Annotated in this window: 15 protein-coding genes; 8 read left to right on the forward strand and 7 right to left on the reverse strand. The window is 38.3% G+C overall.

Features of this window, described 5'->3' with window-relative positions; genetic code table 11:
- Nucleotides 1-172 precede the first annotated feature (172 nt).
- Genes H3T46_RS02815 through H3T46_RS02835 form a run of 5 tightly spaced genes read left to right on the forward strand, consistent with a single transcriptional unit; the run spans nucleotide 173 to nucleotide 6,450 of the window.
- Entirely contained in the window at nucleotides 173-1,312 is a 1,140-nt protein-coding gene (locus tag H3T46_RS02815) for an L-dopachrome tautomerase-related protein (RefSeq protein ID WP_110438219.1), read from the forward strand.
- A 23-nt stretch (nucleotides 1,313-1,335) separates the two neighbouring features.
- Entirely contained in the window at nucleotides 1,336-2,736 is a 1,401-nt protein-coding gene (gene thrC, locus H3T46_RS02820) for a threonine synthase (protein ID WP_155569378.1), read from the forward strand.
- 13 nt (nucleotides 2,737-2,749) lie between these two features.
- Nucleotides 2,750-4,015 (forward strand): pitrilysin family protein, encoded by a 1,266-nt coding sequence (locus H3T46_RS02825; RefSeq protein ID WP_198197342.1) that lies wholly within the window; start codon nucleotides 2,750-2,752, stop codon nucleotides 4,013-4,015.
- On the forward strand, nucleotides 4,012-5,349 hold the full coding sequence (locus tag H3T46_RS02830; protein WP_198197343.1) for a TldD/PmbA family protein: 1,338 nt from the start codon (nucleotides 4,012-4,014) through the stop codon (nucleotides 5,347-5,349). Before H3T46_RS02825 ends, H3T46_RS02830 begins: the two co-directional genes overlap by 4 nt.
- A gap of 30 nt (nucleotides 5,350-5,379) precedes the next feature.
- Complete coding sequence (locus H3T46_RS02835; protein WP_232349946.1) at nucleotides 5,380-6,450, forward strand: TIM44-like domain-containing protein; 1,071 nt, start codon at nucleotides 5,380-5,382, stop codon at nucleotides 6,448-6,450.
- 150 nt (nucleotides 6,451-6,600) lie between these two features.
- On the opposite strand, the gene H3T46_RS02840 is transcribed toward H3T46_RS02835, so the two are convergent.
- From H3T46_RS02840 to H3T46_RS02850, 3 genes are read right to left on the reverse strand one after another with little or no spacing between them, the layout of a single operon-like run.
- On the reverse strand, nucleotides 6,601-7,566 hold the full coding sequence (locus H3T46_RS02840) for a heme o synthase (protein ID WP_198197344.1): 966 nt from the start codon (nucleotides 7,564-7,566) through the stop codon (nucleotides 6,601-6,603).
- Nucleotides 7,563-8,894, reverse strand: a complete 1,332-nt coding sequence (locus H3T46_RS02845) for a cbb3-type cytochrome c oxidase subunit I (protein WP_155580562.1) — start codon at nucleotides 8,892-8,894, stop codon at nucleotides 7,563-7,565. The genes H3T46_RS02840 and H3T46_RS02845 overlap by 4 nt, the downstream gene beginning before the upstream one ends.
- 38 nt (nucleotides 8,895-8,932) lie before the next feature.
- Nucleotides 8,933-9,607, reverse strand: coding sequence for a class I SAM-dependent methyltransferase (locus tag H3T46_RS02850; RefSeq protein ID WP_370552771.1), 675 nt, complete (start codon nucleotides 9,605-9,607; stop codon nucleotides 8,933-8,935).
- Nucleotides 9,608-9,805: 198 nt separating this feature from the next.
- Between H3T46_RS02850 and H3T46_RS02855 the strand changes: the two genes are divergently transcribed.
- The gene (locus tag H3T46_RS02855; RefSeq protein ID WP_122123764.1) at nucleotides 9,806-9,994 is read left to right on the forward strand and encodes a hypothetical protein; all 189 of its coding nucleotides are present in this window, start codon (nucleotides 9,806-9,808) and stop codon (nucleotides 9,992-9,994) included.
- Between the two features lie 17 nt (nucleotides 9,995-10,011).
- Here the strand turns inward: H3T46_RS02855 and gshB are convergent, their stop codons facing one another.
- From gshB to uvrB, 4 genes are read right to left on the reverse strand one after another with little or no spacing between them, the layout of a single operon-like run.
- The gene (gene gshB / locus H3T46_RS02860; RefSeq protein WP_110438226.1) at nucleotides 10,012-10,971 is read right to left on the reverse strand and encodes a glutathione synthase; all 960 of its coding nucleotides are present in this window, start codon (nucleotides 10,969-10,971) and stop codon (nucleotides 10,012-10,014) included.
- Nucleotides 10,972-10,986: 15 nt separating this feature from the next.
- The gene (gene greB / locus H3T46_RS02865; RefSeq protein WP_110438227.1) at nucleotides 10,987-11,472 is read right to left on the reverse strand and encodes a transcription elongation factor GreB; all 486 of its coding nucleotides are present in this window, start codon (nucleotides 11,470-11,472) and stop codon (nucleotides 10,987-10,989) included.
- Nucleotides 11,473-11,501: 29 nt separating this feature from the next.
- Nucleotides 11,502-12,389, reverse strand: coding sequence for an aldose 1-epimerase (locus tag H3T46_RS02870; RefSeq protein WP_198197346.1), 888 nt, complete (start codon nucleotides 12,387-12,389; stop codon nucleotides 11,502-11,504).
- Between the two features lie 13 nt (nucleotides 12,390-12,402).
- Nucleotides 12,403-14,592, reverse strand: a complete 2,190-nt coding sequence (uvrB, locus tag H3T46_RS02875; RefSeq protein ID WP_283949370.1) for an excinuclease ABC subunit UvrB — start codon at nucleotides 14,590-14,592, stop codon at nucleotides 12,403-12,405.
- 209 nt (nucleotides 14,593-14,801) lie between these two features.
- On the opposite strand from uvrB, the gene H3T46_RS02880 reads away from it, so the two are divergent.
- A complete protein-coding gene (locus H3T46_RS02880; RefSeq protein WP_198197347.1) occupies nucleotides 14,802-16,625 on the forward strand; it encodes a M3 family oligoendopeptidase in 1,824 nt (607 codons plus the stop codon).
- On the forward strand, nucleotides 16,626-17,990 hold the full coding sequence (locus H3T46_RS02885; protein WP_198197348.1) for an AarF/ABC1/UbiB kinase family protein: 1,365 nt from the start codon (nucleotides 16,626-16,628) through the stop codon (nucleotides 17,988-17,990). It abuts the gene before it with no gap.
- Nucleotides 17,991-18,034 lie beyond the last annotated feature (44 nt).

Here is an 18,034-nt window from a genome sequence, read left to right on the forward strand (position 1 = left end):
AGAATGGTCAAAAATTAATTAATACAATTTTTTTTAGTTTAAAATTTCGTGCGTTATACATTTTTTTTATTCTATTATGAGAATAACAGTATTAAATAAGGTTAGTCTCTATCATAATCTTTGATTTTAACTTATAAATAAACAAAAATTAACTGGTAATAGAATATTCATCATGAGCATTTTAAAATATTGTTTCATTGCCCTGTCCATGATCCTGATGGTTGTGTTTGTCTCTTTTGACAAGGGTATGGCAAAGCAAAAATTAGATCAACCCTCTCTATTACCATCCAATGCGTTACAAAGCGTTGCAACTGTTAATCAATATATTCCAAATTATATTGCGGTTGATACGGAAAAAAGAATTTTTGTTCAATTTTTCAATTACAATAGAGATTCAGGCCCTTCTCTGGCAACTATAAACGCTGATAATTCAGTTACTCCATATCCGGGAGGTCAATGGAATGACTGGAACAAGACATCCAACCTTGATCCCTCAAACGCATTTGTTGGATTGTCTGGAATGACCTTAACACCTGATGGTTATCTATGGATCATTGATAATGGTATCGATAAATTCGGGAACAAGCCAAATAAAAAAGGCATTAAAATAATTAAGATAGATACAAAAACCAATAAGGTTGTTGATACCTATCCCATTCCTTCCTCTGTCATTTTGCCTAAATCGGTTTTTAATGCGTTGGCTGTCCACGATCATCATGCTTATTTTGCAGATAAAGGTGCTCCCGCCTTGATTATTATGGATTTAAACAATAATCAAGCCAGACGTGTCTTAAGCAATTCATCCAGCCTATATTCTCGACAACCCATTATCGTCAATCATAATCTTATACGTCCAAGTAGCGATCAGAATTCTTTTTTCAACGTTAACCAAATCGCAATCACCCCCGACGGAAAAAGACTTTATTATCAGGCTGTCAGTGGTCCACTTTATCGTATCGACACCATGTATCTCAATGATCCTACATATTCGGAATCCGAATTAAATGAAGCGATGATTTTATGGCTTGAAACTCCCTCTTCAGGTGGGATCACATGTGATAATGAAGGCAATCTTTATTTTACTGACATATCCACAAATAGTATCTATCGTTTTACCCAGGGACGCATTTTAAATAAAATTGTTACGGATCCCCGCCTACAATGGCCCGCTCATCCTTTTGTTCTACAGGATAAAACCCTATATACTCCTGTAAATCAGTTTATCCATCATTCGGCACTGGATCATAATAATCATTCAACGATTAAATGGCCTTTGACGATTTACAAAATTGACCTTCCACCCTTAAAATAAATTCTATCTAAAAACAGGTTACCATGCGTTACATATCCACACGGGGACAAGCCCCAATTTTAAATTTTTCTCATACGCTCCTTACGGGTCTTGCAGAAGATGGAGGCTTATATATTCCTGAAACCTGGCCACACCTTTCCCCTAATGATCTTAGGGAATTGAGAAAGCTTGATTATTCAGAACTTGCCGCAAAAATTATTGGTTTATTTACAGGAGATGATATACCTGCTCCCATCCTTTTGGATTTATGCAAACAATCCTACGCAAGCTTTAACCATAAAGCAATTGTCCCCTTGGTTCAGCTCGAACACAACCTTTTTGTTCAGGAACTCTTTCATGGTCCCACCCTGGCTTTTAAAGATATGGCGATGCAGCTTTTGGGACGCCTGTTTGATTATGTTCTCAGCCAACGAGAAGAGCATATCACAATTGTAGGTGCGACCTCAGGCGATACAGGCTCTGCCGCAATAGAGGCTTTTAAGGACAGTAAATATCTTACGGTCACTATCTTACATCCCTATGGACGCACATCAGAAGTCCAGCGTCGTCAAATGACAACCGTCCTTTCACCCAATATCAATAATATTGCCATTAAAGGTTCCTTTGATGATTGCCAGGATTTAGTCAAGTCCATGTTTGCTGACATGCCATTCCGTAAAGAAATGCATTTATCTGCCATAAATTCCATTAATTGGGGGCGTATCGCCGCACAAATTCCCTATTATATTTATGCGGCACTATGTTTAGGCGCTCCTGACCGTGAGATTTCCTTTACTGTCCCAACAGGAAATTTCGGCAATATACTTGCTGCATGGACGGCAAAGAAAATGGGACTCCCCATTAGATTTTTAGGAGTCGCCTCCAATCATAATGATATCCTAACACGCTTTTTATTAAATAATGACATGAGTATACAAGAGGTAAAACCGAGTTTATCTCCCTCAATGGATATCCAGATTTCTTCGAATTTTGAACGGTTGCTTTTTGAGTTACTTGATCGTGATGCAGCGCAATGCTGTCAAATCATGCAAAATTTCCGCAAGGATGGAAAAATGAATATTCCTGAACAATCCTGGACAAAAGCGACGCAGAATTTTAAGGGAATGTCACTGAATAATGAAGAAACGAAAAAAGCCATTACAAAAATTTTCAAAGATTCACTGTATCTTGCAGACCCACATACTGCAATCGGAATAATAACCGCACAAAAATATCTTGAAAAAGATGTCCCTATGGTAACTGTTGCAACAGCTCACCCGGCCAAATTCCCTGATGCGATTAAACAGGCAACAGGAATTCTTCCTCCACTGCCACTTGCAATGGCGGATTTATATGAAAGAAAAGAAAACTATCAAATTCTTCCTGCAGATTTACAAGCGATTGAAAATTCAGTCCGCACTGTAGCCTATCAAAATAATTTTTAATTTTAGGATAGTTATGAATCAAGCCATAAATATCACACGTCTTCCTTCCGGCATGTTGGTCGTGACTGAACAGATGAAACATGTAGAAACCGTTTCCATGGGAGCTTATGTTTCAGTCGGGACAAGATATGAAAAGGCTGAAGAAAACGGAATATCCCATTTTCTGGAACATATGGCTTTCAAGGGTACACACTCTCGCTCTGCATCCGTTATTGCGGAAACGGTTGAAAATGTTGGTGGACATATCAATGCCTTTACCGCCCGCGAACTTACAGCCTATTATCTTAAACTTTTAAAGGATGATGTGGAACTGGGGACAGATATTCTGGGCGATATCTTGACCCATAGTATTTTTGATGCCGAAGAATTTGAAAAAGAGAGAAGTGTTATTCTTCAGGAAATCGGTCAAGTTAATGATACACCTGATGAAATCATTTTCGATTATTTCCAGGAAACCGCTTATCCCGATCAACCAATGGGACGTCCCACTCTTGGGACAAGCAGTATTATCAGATCTTTGCAAAAAGAACATCTGCAACACTATATGAATTCACATTATAATGCGGAAAATATTATTTTCTCTGCAGCTGGTAACATTGAACACAATAAAATTGTTGCGTATGTAAACAAATATTTCAAAGACTTATCCAAAAAAAAATCAGTCTCTCCCGTTGCCGCCCTATATAAAGGTGGGGAATTCAGAAAATTAAAACACTTGGATCAGGCACATATTATTCTGGGCTTTCCATCATTTACATTCAAACATCCATGTTATTATGCCTCCATTCTTTTATCTATTATTCTCGGTGGCGGAATGTCCTCTCGTCTTTTTCAGGAAATACGAGAAAAAAGAGGGCTTGTTTACACAATCTACGCTTATAACCTCACCCATCAGGATGATGGAATATTCAGTATTTATACAGGTACTGGTAAAGAACAGGTCAAGGAATTAATGCCTGTTCTTGTACAAGAATTGAAAAATATTCAAAAATACATCAAGCCCGAGGAATTACAACGCACCAAGGCTCAATTAAAGTCTTCCCTGTTAATGTCAATGGAAAGCACTAACAGCCGTTGTGAACAACTTGCACGTCATTTACAGATTTATGGCCGGATCATTACTTCCCAGGAAATTTCCAAACGCATTGATGCTGTCACCCTTGATGACATATGCCAAGCTGCAAAACACATTTTTACCCGTGTTCCCACGCTAACAGCACTGGGTCCTATTGAAAACGTTCCATTTCTATCAAGTATTACCGAAAGTCTTGCACAATGACAGATCATAAAGATTTTATCAAAAACCTGATTTTAAAGGCTGAAAAGGCAGGGGCAACCGATGCGGATGCAATCTATCTTGAATCTACATCCGTTGGTGTGCAGGTCAGAAATGGTCAGGTGGAAGAGCTTGAACGTTCCGAATCAAAAACAATTGGATTAAGAGTTTTAGTTAACAAACGCGTTTCAACAGTCTCAACAACTGATTTGCAACAACAGAATATGGAAAAGCTGGTAGAGCATGCTATTTCAATGGCAAAAATATTGCCAGAGGATCCCTATGCCGAATTACCCGCACCCTCAGAAAAAAATTATATTGAACCGCAAAAGCTAGATCTGTATGACCCTACAGAACAATCAACCAAACAGATGATTGAGCAAGCCAAAGCCGTGGAAACTGCCGCAATAACCATAAAAGGAATAACAAATAGTATGGGAGGAAGCTGCAGTTATGGCAAGACAGCTATGACCCTGGCAAACAGTAAGGGGTTTTTTGGATCTTATCAACGTACCTCTCATTCGCTGGCTGTTTGTGTTCTGGCAGGAACCGGTACAGAAATGCAAAGAGATTATGACTTTCATTCCTCTGTTCATCTTCAGGATTTACAGTCCCCCAAAATCATCGGTGAAAATGCCGCCCGTAAAACGTTGGCCAAATTAAATCCTTCCAAACCCAAAACAGGTATATTATCTGTCGTTTTTCATCCTCGGGTTGCCAACAGCATTGTTTCTCATCTGGCAAGTGCATTAAATGGTCATGCAATTGCAAAAGGAACTTCTTTTTTGAAAGAGAAAATGGGACAATTTGTTTTTCCCGAAAATATAACCATTATTGATAATCCATACAAAATAAGAGGGTTGGCATCTCGTCCTTTTGATGCTGAAGGATTGTTTCCTGAAGAATTGAAACTGGTTGATTCTGGTAAAATAGCCAATTGGTTGTTAGACAATCGTACAGCAAAACAACTCGGTCTGCAAAGCAACGGTCATGCAACCAGAGGTCCATCATCTCCACCCACACCAACGACAACCAATCTGTATATTCAGCCTGGCGAACAAACCCCCGAAGAATTGATGAAAGATATTTCAGAAGGTATTTACATAACAGAACTATTAGGTTCATCGGTCAATATTGTCACAGGTGACTATAGTCGTGGCGCCAGTGGGTTTATGATCAGAAATGGAAAAATTGCTGAACCAATTATGGAATTCACACTTGCTGGCAATCTAATGGACATGTTTTCAAAACTTCACGTCGCAAACGATCTTGATTTCAGATATACTACCAATAGTCCAACTCTACGGATTGATGAAATCAGTATTGCTGGACAATAATTTCATAACCTTAAGAGATGGATCAATAAAATGAAACGTGCGACCTTACACAGCCGTACACTGTTATTTTTATTAAGTGCTGCTTTGATTAGCCCCCCGCTCCTCATTTCTTCCTCTCATCAAGCTGAAGCAAGAGCAGGACGAGGGTTTTCCATGGGTAGCAGGGGAAGCAGAACCTTCAGCTCACCTTCCTATACTAGAATAACACCTAATGGAGGACAATCTTTTCAACGTACCATGACGAGACCTCCAGTAACTAATAATTCAGGTTTTAATGCGCGCCCTGTAGCACCGTCAGCTCCAACTACGCGACAGATATCTCCCAATAACGCAACAGCTTCGCAAAGAGGAAATTTTCTTAAAGGAGTTGCCGGAGGAGTTGCCGGAGCGGCTGCCTATGATATGTTGATAGGTCATCATCAAACCAACGCCCAAACTCCCGCTGCTAATGCCAATCAAAATACTGATCAGAACATGAATCCATCAGATCCCAATACAATGCAACCTCATCCGACACCAATGTCTCAACAGACACCCAAAAAGCATAATTCATCAGGATCTCTTGTATGGATTATAGTTCTTGGGCTTCTGGTATGGTTTGGTATCCGTTATTTTCGCAAAAATTCTGCCATTAATAAAGGGCAAGGAAACAATAATTCAATAAATCCGATTAAGGAATATATCAAGGAATCAAATATTCAACTTAATCAAAACGATTATACTGTTTTCCAACAACGACTCATCGAAATACAGGAAGCCTGGAATCATCAGGATTTGGGAAGTATGCAAAAAATTGCCACTCCCGAGATGGTGTCTTATTTCAATGAGCAACTTACCGATTTGGCTAGTAAAGGTCTGCATAACAGCACTTCAAATGTACAATTTGAACAAGGGGATCTTTCCGAAGTTTGGACTGAAGGTACACGTGAATATGCTACCGTGGCTATGCGTTATTCGCTAATCGATATAACGACCGACAATAACGGAAACGTTGTAGAAGGTAATCCGAATCAACCTGTAACGGTGACAGAACTTTGGACTTTCGTACGATCGGTTGATCATAATTGGTGGTTGTTGTCTGCCATCCAACAACAGAAATAACTTAAACTTTGATTAAGGTGATAATATATAAAATTCCACTTAATCCCAAAAATGCATAAAATAAAATTTTATTCCTTTGAATGTTACGGCGTTTTTTTTCCTGCCTTTCTTCAAGGGATATTTTTTTTTCAAAATATATCATGATTGATATTAGACACCCCATAAATCATAAATATAATGATCTATAATCAAGGCTAAAAATAAAAAGAAGAGATAAATCAAAGAAAAACGAAAAGACCATCTTGCCGCTTTATCACTTCTTAAACTTTTTCCTGAATGATCCTGTTTTTCAAGTAAAACACAAATGGCCATAAACATAAATCCGACATTCAATATCAACGCTGCCACCATATAGACGCTATGCGTGAAATGAAAATACACAGGCAATAAACTGACAATGGCCAACAAAATAGTATATATGAAAATCTGCCACCGTGTATGTCTGGCCCCTTTTACAACTGGAAGCATGGGAATACCAGCCCGTCCATAATCCTTGCAAGCATATAGGGATAAAGACCAAAAATGGGGAGGTGTCCAGAAAAAAACAATCAAAAATAGTATTATTGGGAATAATTGGATCTGTCCAGTTACACTTATCCAACCTATCAAGGGAGGAAAAGCACCCGATGCCCCACCAATAACAATATTTTGCGGGGTTGATCTTTTTAACCAAACTGTATAAATCACACTATAATAAAATATTGAAAACGCCAGTATAAAACTTGCAAAAAAATTTGTGGCCAGAAACATAAGGATGACAGAGATAATGGATACAGTTACCCCATAAATCAAAGCATCTGAAGATTGAACCCTCCCCGAGGGCAAAGGACGGGTTATAGTCCTGTTCATAACACGATCAATATCCTGATCGTACCACATGTTAATGGCACCAGCACCTCCTGACGCAAGACAAATACAAATAATACTTATCAAAGAAATAAAAGGGTTTGCATATCCAGGTGCCAAAATAATGCCGACAATTCCTGTAAAAACAACCAAAGAAATAACCCTCGGTTTTAACAGAAGGAACCAATCCCTGACATTGCTTCCAACAATTAGTGGGTCGAAGCGTATACGCTGGTTGACAGCATTATTCTCAATCTGAATTTTACTCATCTGTTTTGCTTGTTTGCAGTAAACATGGGAGAAGGCAATTTCCATTCATTCGTGATTGCACCTTTACCCCAATAATTGGCTACAGGTTTAACCATGTTATAAAATATGGCATTGATAATCACACCCTGAAAAACAAATATGGATAGTCCCATAAATATGTCACCCCAAAAAACTGTGTTTCTACCTAATGGGATTATTTTCAATGTCAGAACAATTCCAATCATTGTAATCACAAAATGTGAAATTCCCAATGATTCTGAATATTGTTTTCCAAAAATTTTACCCATCCAAAAATAAAACCCTGCAAAAATTGATAATATAATTGCATAAGTTAGAGTTGAATGAATCTGATTTATTCCTTGAATTAATCCTTTATATGGCCAGGCAAAAAGTAAAAGGAACAAGCAGCCCAACGACCATAGCATAGGCGTTGATATGTTTTTTAAGCCTGTTTTAAACAAGTTCAATGCAAAAATACTTAAAACACATATCAATCCATATAAACCAACGGCAAATATAGTTTCGATGTTCACAAATGAATCTGTCTGAAAGTAGACTTCTGTAAATATGGATTTATTCCAAAATAAAAATAATAGAAGAGAGAATGCTGTTGTAATGCCAATTAATAAAATTTTATCCGATTTGATTTTCTTTTCCGAGATTGTCTGAAAAATATGAAATAAGATACCAAATGATGGCAAGATTAAAACTACAACCATGGGGAAAACGAAATTTTTTACAGTTTGTGAAATCGCCCAATCCAACTGCATATTATAATTGAAATAATCTCGTGTTAATATTCCCAATAATATTGATCCCACTCCCAATAAAAAACTCGCACTTATAACATGCATCCAGGCAAATAGGGGAATTGAGTAAAACTTAATATCCTGCCCACGATTATTAATAAAAGTAACAAGGACATTAATTGAAAATAAAACCGCACCAATTGACCAAAATACCAGGCTTATCAAGCTCATCAATCCAGTTTCTGAATTAAAAAAGGAAAAAAAATTAAAGAAAAATCCCGTCCATAATAAAATGATAGAAAGGATATTGACTAATGGAAACGCAAAATTTCTGCTTCCAATTAAAACAGGAAAGAACCATGAACCGAAGGCTACCATTAATGCTGGCTGTAAGACAAAAAAAACCATCATTCTGGCATGAGTCTGGAAAATGTTGATGGCGGCAGTTTTGTCATGAATTTGAAATAATAAAGGTAGAAATTCATTCAGTTGGTAATATAAAGCGGTGATCCCTCCACTTAATCCTGCCAAGATAGCCAAAATAATGGCACTCATTCCTACTTTATAATTGATTTTCATTAATAATTTTCCACAAATATACTTTTTTTAGAGTATATCTATCTTTCAAAACTAACCAAAGTAAATAATCCTAAAGGCGGAACCGAATTTACTTCAGCCCTTTTTAACACTTCTGGTGGTAACAAGGACTGAATGGCAAAATCGGGATGCCAACCCAATGCCTTGGATGCAGGAGCCATAATTCGTTCAATATATGACCGGAGTCCTTTTTGAGCTATAAAATGATTCACAAAAAGAATATGCCCACCAGGCTTCACTACACGTTGTAATTCCTTAAACAATCGGTCTGGATGAGGCACAACCGAGGCAACAAACATGCCGACCGCAATGTCAAAAGAATCCGTTTCAAAAGTCGTTGCCTCAGCATCCATTTCCAACAATGCATCAACATTATCGATTTTTTCTTTTTTCACACGCTGTTTGGCCTTTTCCAGCATATCGGTTGAAAGGTCAATACCCGTCACTCTTTTATCATTATGATAAGAGGGTAAAGCCAGGCCAGTTCCGACACCCACCTCTAATATTTTTTTCCCCGGTAAAGAATTAACCTTTTCAACGGCACATCGTCGGCCAAATGAAGAAACTGTACCAAAAACAGTATCATAAACCTTGGCCCAGCGACGATAGGCAAGCTTAACTGCATCTGCATTTAAGGCAGTATGAGGTAAAGGAGACACGCTATTGCTCCAAATTTGGTGAAATAACAAAATAATACAAAAATAACACCTTATAATCCAATTTCATAAAAATAGAAATTTTTTTTATTTACCTTAAAATTAAAGTATTATTTTTTATAATTTTTCTTTGGATAATCAAAATTCATCGAACTCTCTTTATTGTTTCCCGAATTATGTCTATACTCCATTTTGTTAACAAATTAAATAAAATATAATTAGGACTTAAGCGTTAAAATGTTAATGACAATTGTGGTATGGATCCTCGCGATTGGATCAATCATACTATGGAGCTATAATTTTACTTACCTAAAACATCGTGAAATATACGAGTGGTTTGATAACAAATTTGGCAAGGATGACCCGATACCGCCAATGCCTTCAAAATCGAATTCTGATCAATCCAGTGATAACAAAGAAAAATAATCTTTAATTCTTTTTCATTATAGATAGGATTCAATAACATTCCAGATACAAGCGGCAGAATTCATTTGATTAAAACGGTCCAGCTCTTGTAACCCTGTTGGTGAGGTGACATTAATTTCAGTAAGGTAATCCCCCAATACATCTATCCCAACAAAAATCAACCCCTGCTCTTTCAGGGTTTTACCTATTTTAGAGCAAATATAAAGATCCCGTTCAGTTAATTGAGTTTTCTCCGCCACTCCCCCAACATGCATATTGGATCGCATATCTCCTTTTTGCGGAACTCTATTGATTGCACCGATAGGTTCCCCATCAACTAAAATGATCCTTTTGTCTCCCCTTTTAACGGAAGGCTCGTAACGTTGCACCATCAGGGGTTCATTGGATATTGAAAACTGCATTTCTAACAATGCATTAAAATTTTCATCCTCATCCTGAATGCGGAAAACGCCTACACCCCCATTCCCGAACAACGGTTTAACAACAATATCTTTGTATTCCTCCCTAAACATCCGAATTGTTTCGACATCACGGGAAACAAGCGTGGGAGGCATTAATTCAGGCCAAAATGTAGCCATTAATTTTTCCGGTGAATTTCGAACGGATTTTGGATTATTTACAACAAATACCTTGTCCTTGCCCACACCATGAATACGTTCCAGAATATGTGTGGCAGTAATATATCCCATATCAAAAGGTGGATCCTGGCGCATCAACAGCACGTCAAAATCTGCCAGATTCACGGTTTCCACTTCTCCAAATTTTACATGATCACCTGTAACCTTTTGAATATTAACTTTTCGACCTCGTGCTGTTACATACTTACTTTTTTCATTATTGAACAAACTTAAGCTATTTACAGAATAAACAAAAAGTGAATAACCACGAGCCTGTGCCTCGAGCATCAATGCAAATGTTGAATCTCCATGAATATTTATCTTTTCCAAAGGATCCATTTGTACCGCGATTTTTAACATTTTTAAATATCCATTCTATTCTGACTCTGCATCATAAGTGATTTCTAAAATTTCAAGGTATTTTTCACCAACAGGGGTTTGCAACCTTATTTCATCCCCTACTCTAGCACGCATTAATGCCCTAGCTACAGGGGATACTAGACTTATTTGCCCTTTTTCCGTGATTGCTTCATCTGTTCCAACAATAGTAACCCTATGCTCACAATCATCCTCGGTTAAATAGCGCACTGTAGCACCAAAAAAAACCCGATCTTTTCCCTGTTGATCAATGGGGTTTACAATTTGTGCGTTCTCTAACCGTTTGGATAAAAATCGAACCCGACGATCAATCTCACGCAATCTTTTTTTTCCATAAAGATAATCTCCATTTTCAGATCGATCTCCATTACCGGCTGCCCATGAAACAATCTCCACTATTTTTGGACGCTCTTCATGCAATAGTTGCAATAATTCCTTTTTCAAACGTGTATAACCCCAAGGGGTGATATAAGGTAAAGACATATAAACAAACCTAAATTATAAAATAATCCCTATATTCCCATAAAGGAATAAAATATCCTGCCTTTTAAAATTTGCCCCGGTTTTAAGATAAACAAGCCGCGATCCGAAATTTCTGGCATATTGATTGCATTATTCATGTTAGTTGCCGGTTCCATAGTAAAAAAAGATTGGTCTGGCGGGGTATATACAACAAAATGCCGAAAAATAACGCTGGCAGAAACCGTTAAGAAACTATTATTATATTTCCAGCGGATAAACGCTTCGCGATCCCAGTTCACATAACAATTATCCAGAAAATCGTCTTGTTTCAAAATACGCATTTGATCAAAGTTCCATTGATCTTCGTTCAACATGCGACCCTCTGGCAATCCATACGGACCATTATTCCATACAGACGGTGCCGAAAAACCAATTTCAACAAGATTTCTTCTTGGCAAATAGGGATGAAAGCCCATCCCAATGGGTTGTTTGCAAATATCAGTATTTTTACATGACATTTGTATAAACAATCCACTTTCATAAACACAATATCTCAACCTAGCAAAATATGCATAGGGCCATTCCTTTTGAGATCCCTTATCCGGATTATAATTCAAAGTTAAAACAACACTATTTTCCGTAAATGATTCAAGATCCCAAGACTTTTGCCATGCATTACCATGAATGGAATCCTTTCCGTTCGACGCATTGGGGGTTAATTGATAAACACTGTTATTGAATTTAAATTTACCGTTTGCAATACGATTAGAATAAGGCAACATTGGATAGGCTGCAATAATCTGGTCAGAATGTCTCGTCAAGGGCGAACGCTCGACTGGATAAAAAATCAATAAATCTTTTCTCAACCAATATGCTATGGCTCCACCCAAAGAAGGATATATGCCGATTCTATTATTTCCCGCCTTAATTTCCAGCATCCCGCATCCCTATTTAATGTTTCTTTGATCTTTGACGCCTCGATGGACCATAGCCTCCCCCACCAGGTCCAAGAGGTCTTGGTTTAAAATTCCTTTTTAGGATTCTCCCCTCTTCTCTGGTACAGATTGTCGGTTCAATATCAGAAATTAATCCCATATCTAAATCTTCCAATCTCTTTATTTCATCTCGTATACGAGCAGCATCTTCAAACTCAAGATTGGTGGCAGCGTTACGCATTTCCTTTTCCAATTCTGCTATGGTTCCTTTCAGGTCCTTCCCTACCAGAGAATGAATATCAGAAAATTCTGTTGGGGAAACCGTTACATAATCCTGTTCATAAACAGAAGCAATGATCTCTCCAATTTTCTTTTTTACCGTTGCTGGCGTAATATTATGATCTTCATTCCATTGTGTCTGTTTTTCACGACGTCTTGCAGTTTCTTCGATCGCATATTTTAAACTGTCCGTCATTTTATCCGCATATAATAAAACACGCCCATCAACATTTCTTGCTGCCCGTCCAATCGTCTGTATCAAAGAGGTTCTTGACCTTAAAAATCCTTCTTTGTCAGCATCAAGAATGGCCACCAATTGACACTCTGGTATATCCAGACCCTCCCTTAGAAGATTGATCCCTACCAGGACATCTATCACACCCAAACGCAAATCCCTTATAATCTCTATACGCTCCAAAGTATCGATATCTGAATGAAGATAACGAACCTTTATACCAGCTTCACTCATATAATCAGTTAATTTTTCAGCCCATTTTTTGGTTAGAGTTGTAACAAGAACACGCCCACCCTTCTTGATGACCTTATTTGCCTCGGATAATAAATCATCCACTTGCAATTCAATTGGTCTTATATCAGTAACAGGATCAGTCAAACCGGTTGGACGTATGACCTGTTCAATAAACACGCCTCCTGTTTTCTCTAACTCCCAGGGACCTGGTGTCGCACTGACAAAAATGCTCTGGGGACGATAACAATCCCATTCCGCAAAATTAAGTGGCCTATTGTCCATACAAGAAGGGAGTCGAAAACCAAAATCCGAAAGCGTTTTTTTACGTGCATAATCCCCCCGTTCCATTCCTCCTATCTGAGGTACGCTTACATGACTTTCATCCACGATAAGCAAGGCATCTTCTGGCAGATATTCAAAAAGAGTAGGTGGAGGTTCACCGGGATTGCGTCCTGAAAGATAACGGGAATAATTCTCAATACCCTTACACAATCCTGTTGTTTCGATCATTTCAAGATCAAAAGTTGTACGCTGTTGAATACGTTCGGCCTCCAACAATTTGCCTTCAGCTACAAATTGATCAATTCTTTCCTTCAACTCAACCTTGATATTTTTAATTGCCTGATTCAAGGTTGGTCTTGGCGTAACAAAATGACTATTGGCATAAATAGTTATTGACTTTAAATTTGCTGTATTAACCCCGGTCAAAGGATCAAATTCGTTAATTGATTCAACTTCATCCCCAAAGAGCTGAATTCTCCAGGCACGATCAGCGTTTTGAACGGGAAAAATATCTATTGTTTCGCCTCTTACACGAAACGTTCCCCGCTGAAAGGCCATATCATTTCTACGATATTGCTGTTCTACCAAAGCTTTTAGCAAATCCTCACGATTTACCACTCCGCCTTCCTCAACCCGCACAACCATATGAGAATAGGTTTCTGGAGATCCAATACCGTAAATACAGGAAACAGAGCCAACTATAATAACATCATTACGTTCTAGTAAAGCCTGTGTGGCCGCATGTCGCATACGGTCAATCTGTTCATTGATCTGACTATCTTTTTCTATATAAGTGTCAGATCGAGGCACATAGGCTTCCGGTTGATAATAATCATAATAACTGACAAAATATTCAACCGCATTATTTGGAAAAAATTCTTTCATTTCTCCATAAAGCTGCGCTGCAAGCGTTTTATTGGGTGCTAAAATCAAGGTTGGTTTTTGCACGGCCTCAATAACCTTGGCCATGGTAAAAGTTTTGCCTGAACCTGTTACACCCAATAAGACCTGGTCACGATCTCCAGCCTCAATTCCATCAGTAAGTTGTTTGATGGCGTTTGGCTGATCTCCTGAGGGCTGAAATTGCGATACAATTTCCAACCTGTTCATTTTCGGCTTTGCCGGAATCTTTTCTGGATGAAAAATGACAGTTCCGCTTCTTTTTGGTTTTTTCATGGAAATTATCTGATTTTGTTATGATTTCTATATTTGATTTAAGATTAAGACTTTGTATTTGCTATATTATATAGCATAATAAATGGGCTACTAAAATGAACAATCCCAGTTCATAGATCAAAAAAACAAATGTCTGTTTTCATCGCCTGAAATATTCGATAAAATCCATTTATATAAAAGATCATTCATTTAAATCAAACAGAGATACAATGTCTAATTCATCTTGTCACACCAATCAACCGAATCATGATACACTAAAATCCGAAAAGAAAAAATCGGATCAACTTCCTTCTTGGGACCTGACAGATTTGTACCCATCACCCGATTGTCAAGAATTAAAGAATGATCTGCAAAAAGCTCAAACCCTCATCACACAATTTTCTGAAAAATGGAAGGGAAATTTATCCCAGACATCAAGTCAGGAATTAAACCAGGCTCTTAAAAGTTATGAAATAATCAATGAAATATTGGGAAGAATTGGATCTTATGCTCAACTGATTTTCGCAACTGATTCGACCAATCTTCAAAATACCAAATTTTATCAGGATATCCATGAAAAAATAACTGGATTAAGCACGCAGTTTCTTTTCTTTACCTTGGAATTGAACCAGCTTAGCGAGGAAAATGTCAAGAATAAAATGCAAGACAACGAATTACTGCAGTGGAAACCGTTTCTTGATAAAATCCGTATATTGCGCCCTTATCAGTTAAGTAATGAAATCGAAAAGCTTTTCCATGAAAAAGCAGTTACGGGAGCCAATGCATGGTCAAGATTATATGACGAAACATTGGCGACCCTGGAAATCCCCTTAAAAGATAAAACCGTTTCTTTAGGTGAGGCTTTGAATAAATTATCATCTTCACAGGCAAAAGAAAGAAAAGATGCAGCCCAGGGATTGAGTTCGGTATTTTCGAAAAATCTGAGACTTTTCTCGATTATTACAAATACGTTGGCAAAGGATAAGCAAATCTCTGACCAATGGCGTGGTTTTTCCCGTCCAGACTCACAACGAAATTGTGATAACCAGATTGAAAACAGTGTCGTTGATGCGCTGGTTACCGCTGTTACCAATAATTATCAAAATCTGTCACACCGCTACTATCTTTTAAAAGCAAAATGGCTGGGTGTGAACAAATTACATCATTGGGATCGTAATGCTCCCTTACCGGAAGATCATGATCAACCTATACGCTGGAGAGACGCGAAGACAATCGTTTATCAAGCGTATCATGAATTTGATCCTCGGCTGGGCAAAATGATTGATCAGTTTTTACATAGTCCATGGATTGATGCCACACTACGTACCGGGAAATCCTCTGGTGCCTTTGCCCATCCCACTGTTCCATCGGTTCATCCCTATATTCTTCTTAATTACCATGGTCGCAGCCGAGATGTCATGACATTGGCCCATGAGCTGGGGCACGGGATTCACCAGATTCTTGCTGCAAAACAGGGATATATTCTATCTGATACACCGCTGACCCTTGCTGAAACAGCCAGTGTATTCGGAGAAATGCTGACTTTCCAGAGCCTTTTAAAAAACCAAACAGATCCCAGACATCGTCATATTCTCTTAAGCCGTAAGGTTGAGGATATGTTAAACACAGTAGTAAGACAAATTGCATTTTATCAATTTGAACGCAAGGTTCACGAAGCCAGACATGAGAACGAGCTTTTACCTGAACAAATTGGTCAGCTCTGGCTTGAAACGCAACAAAAAAGCCTTGGCCCAGCTTTTGAATTTACACCAGACTATAATACATATTGGACATATATACCGCATTTCATCCATACACCTTTTTATGTTTATGCCTATGCGTTTGGTGATTGTTTGGTAAATGCACTCTATAATGTCTATCAGGAAGGGTTTCCCGACTTCCAGGACCTTTATATTGAAATGCTGAAGGCGGGTGGAACAAAAAGTCATAAAGAACTTTTGGCGCCTTTTGGATTGGATGCCTCTGATCCAGCCTTCTGGCAAAAAGGATTAAATGTAATCAATGATTTCATAGATGAACTGGAACAAATTTAGATGGGACATAATAACGATAATCTTGATAAAACCAGTTTATTCAGTGGAATGAAACGTATGGTCAATTCTACCCGGGCGGTGGGGGGAATTGCCGCACGGTTGGCTGGTGAAAAAATGGGAATACCGATTAACAAAGCTTCCCATGCAGAAGAGTTGAAAAACATTCTTGGGAATCTCAAAGGCCCCATGATGAAAGTGGCGCAATTAATCAGTACCATTCCCAATGTCCTGCCTGATGAATATGCCGATGAATTGGCGCAGTTACAATCAAATGCCCCTCCGATGGGATGGTCTTTCGTCCGTCGTCGCATGAGGGGAGAATTGGGTCCGAACTGGGAAACCGCTTTTGACGAATTTTCACATGAAGCTGTCGCCGCAGCCAGTCTTGGTCAAGTCCACAAGGCAAAATTGCACGATGGAAGGGAAGTTGCCTGTAAATTACAATACCCTGACATGGTTAGCACTGTTGAATCAGACCTTAAACAACTTCGTCTATTGATTGCTTTATACCATCGATTGGACAATGCAATTAAACAGGACGAGGTTTACAAAGAGCTTGTTACACGTTTACAGGAAGAACTGGATTATAAAAGAGAAGCGGCCAATTTAAGACTCTTCTCCTATATGCTCAAAAATAATGACACAACAGTTATACCAAATGTAATTGAAAATCTTTCCACTGAACGTCTTATAACCATGGATTGGATAGAGGGCAAGAATCTAAGATCCCTGATCACACCTGAATTAGATCAGGCTCATCGGAACAATATTGCCCGCGCACTCTTTAAAGCCTGGTATATTCCTTTTTATCAATATGGTGTCATTCATGGTGACCCGCATATGGGAAATTTTCTTATCAATCATCAAAATCAACTGTGTCTTCTTGATTTCGGTTCGATACGAATTTTTCAGGGTAAATTTGTTAAGGGTGTTATTGATCTTTGCCGTGCCGTAGAAACTAACAATGAGGAATTAGCCTATCAGGCCTATACCTCATGGGGATTTAAAAATATTTCGAAAGAGACAATGACTGTTCTAAATGAATGGGCAAGTTTTCTCTATGCCCCCCTTACCCAGGATAAAGACCGTTATATACAAGATGATACAGATCCGGATTTGGGACGTAAATTGGCCAATAAAGTACATAAAGGGCTTCAACAGGCTGGGGGAGTGACACCACCACGGGAATTTGTTCTGGTTGATCGTTCTGCAATAGGACTTGGAAGTTTATTTACAAGATTAAATGCAAAACTAAACTGGCATCAATTATTTCAGGAAATCATTGCAGATTTTGATGTTGACAAACTGGATCAGGAACAGGAAAAGGCAATAGAATTGGCCCGTGTTCCTCCCCCTTTGGAATAAAATAACAGCTACAGTGATTTAGTATGGAGAATTTGCTAGATTAC

It is taken from the genome of Commensalibacter sp. M0133 (genome assembly GCF_016101485.1).
GTDB lineage: Bacteria > Pseudomonadota > Alphaproteobacteria > Acetobacterales > Acetobacteraceae > Commensalibacter > Commensalibacter melissae.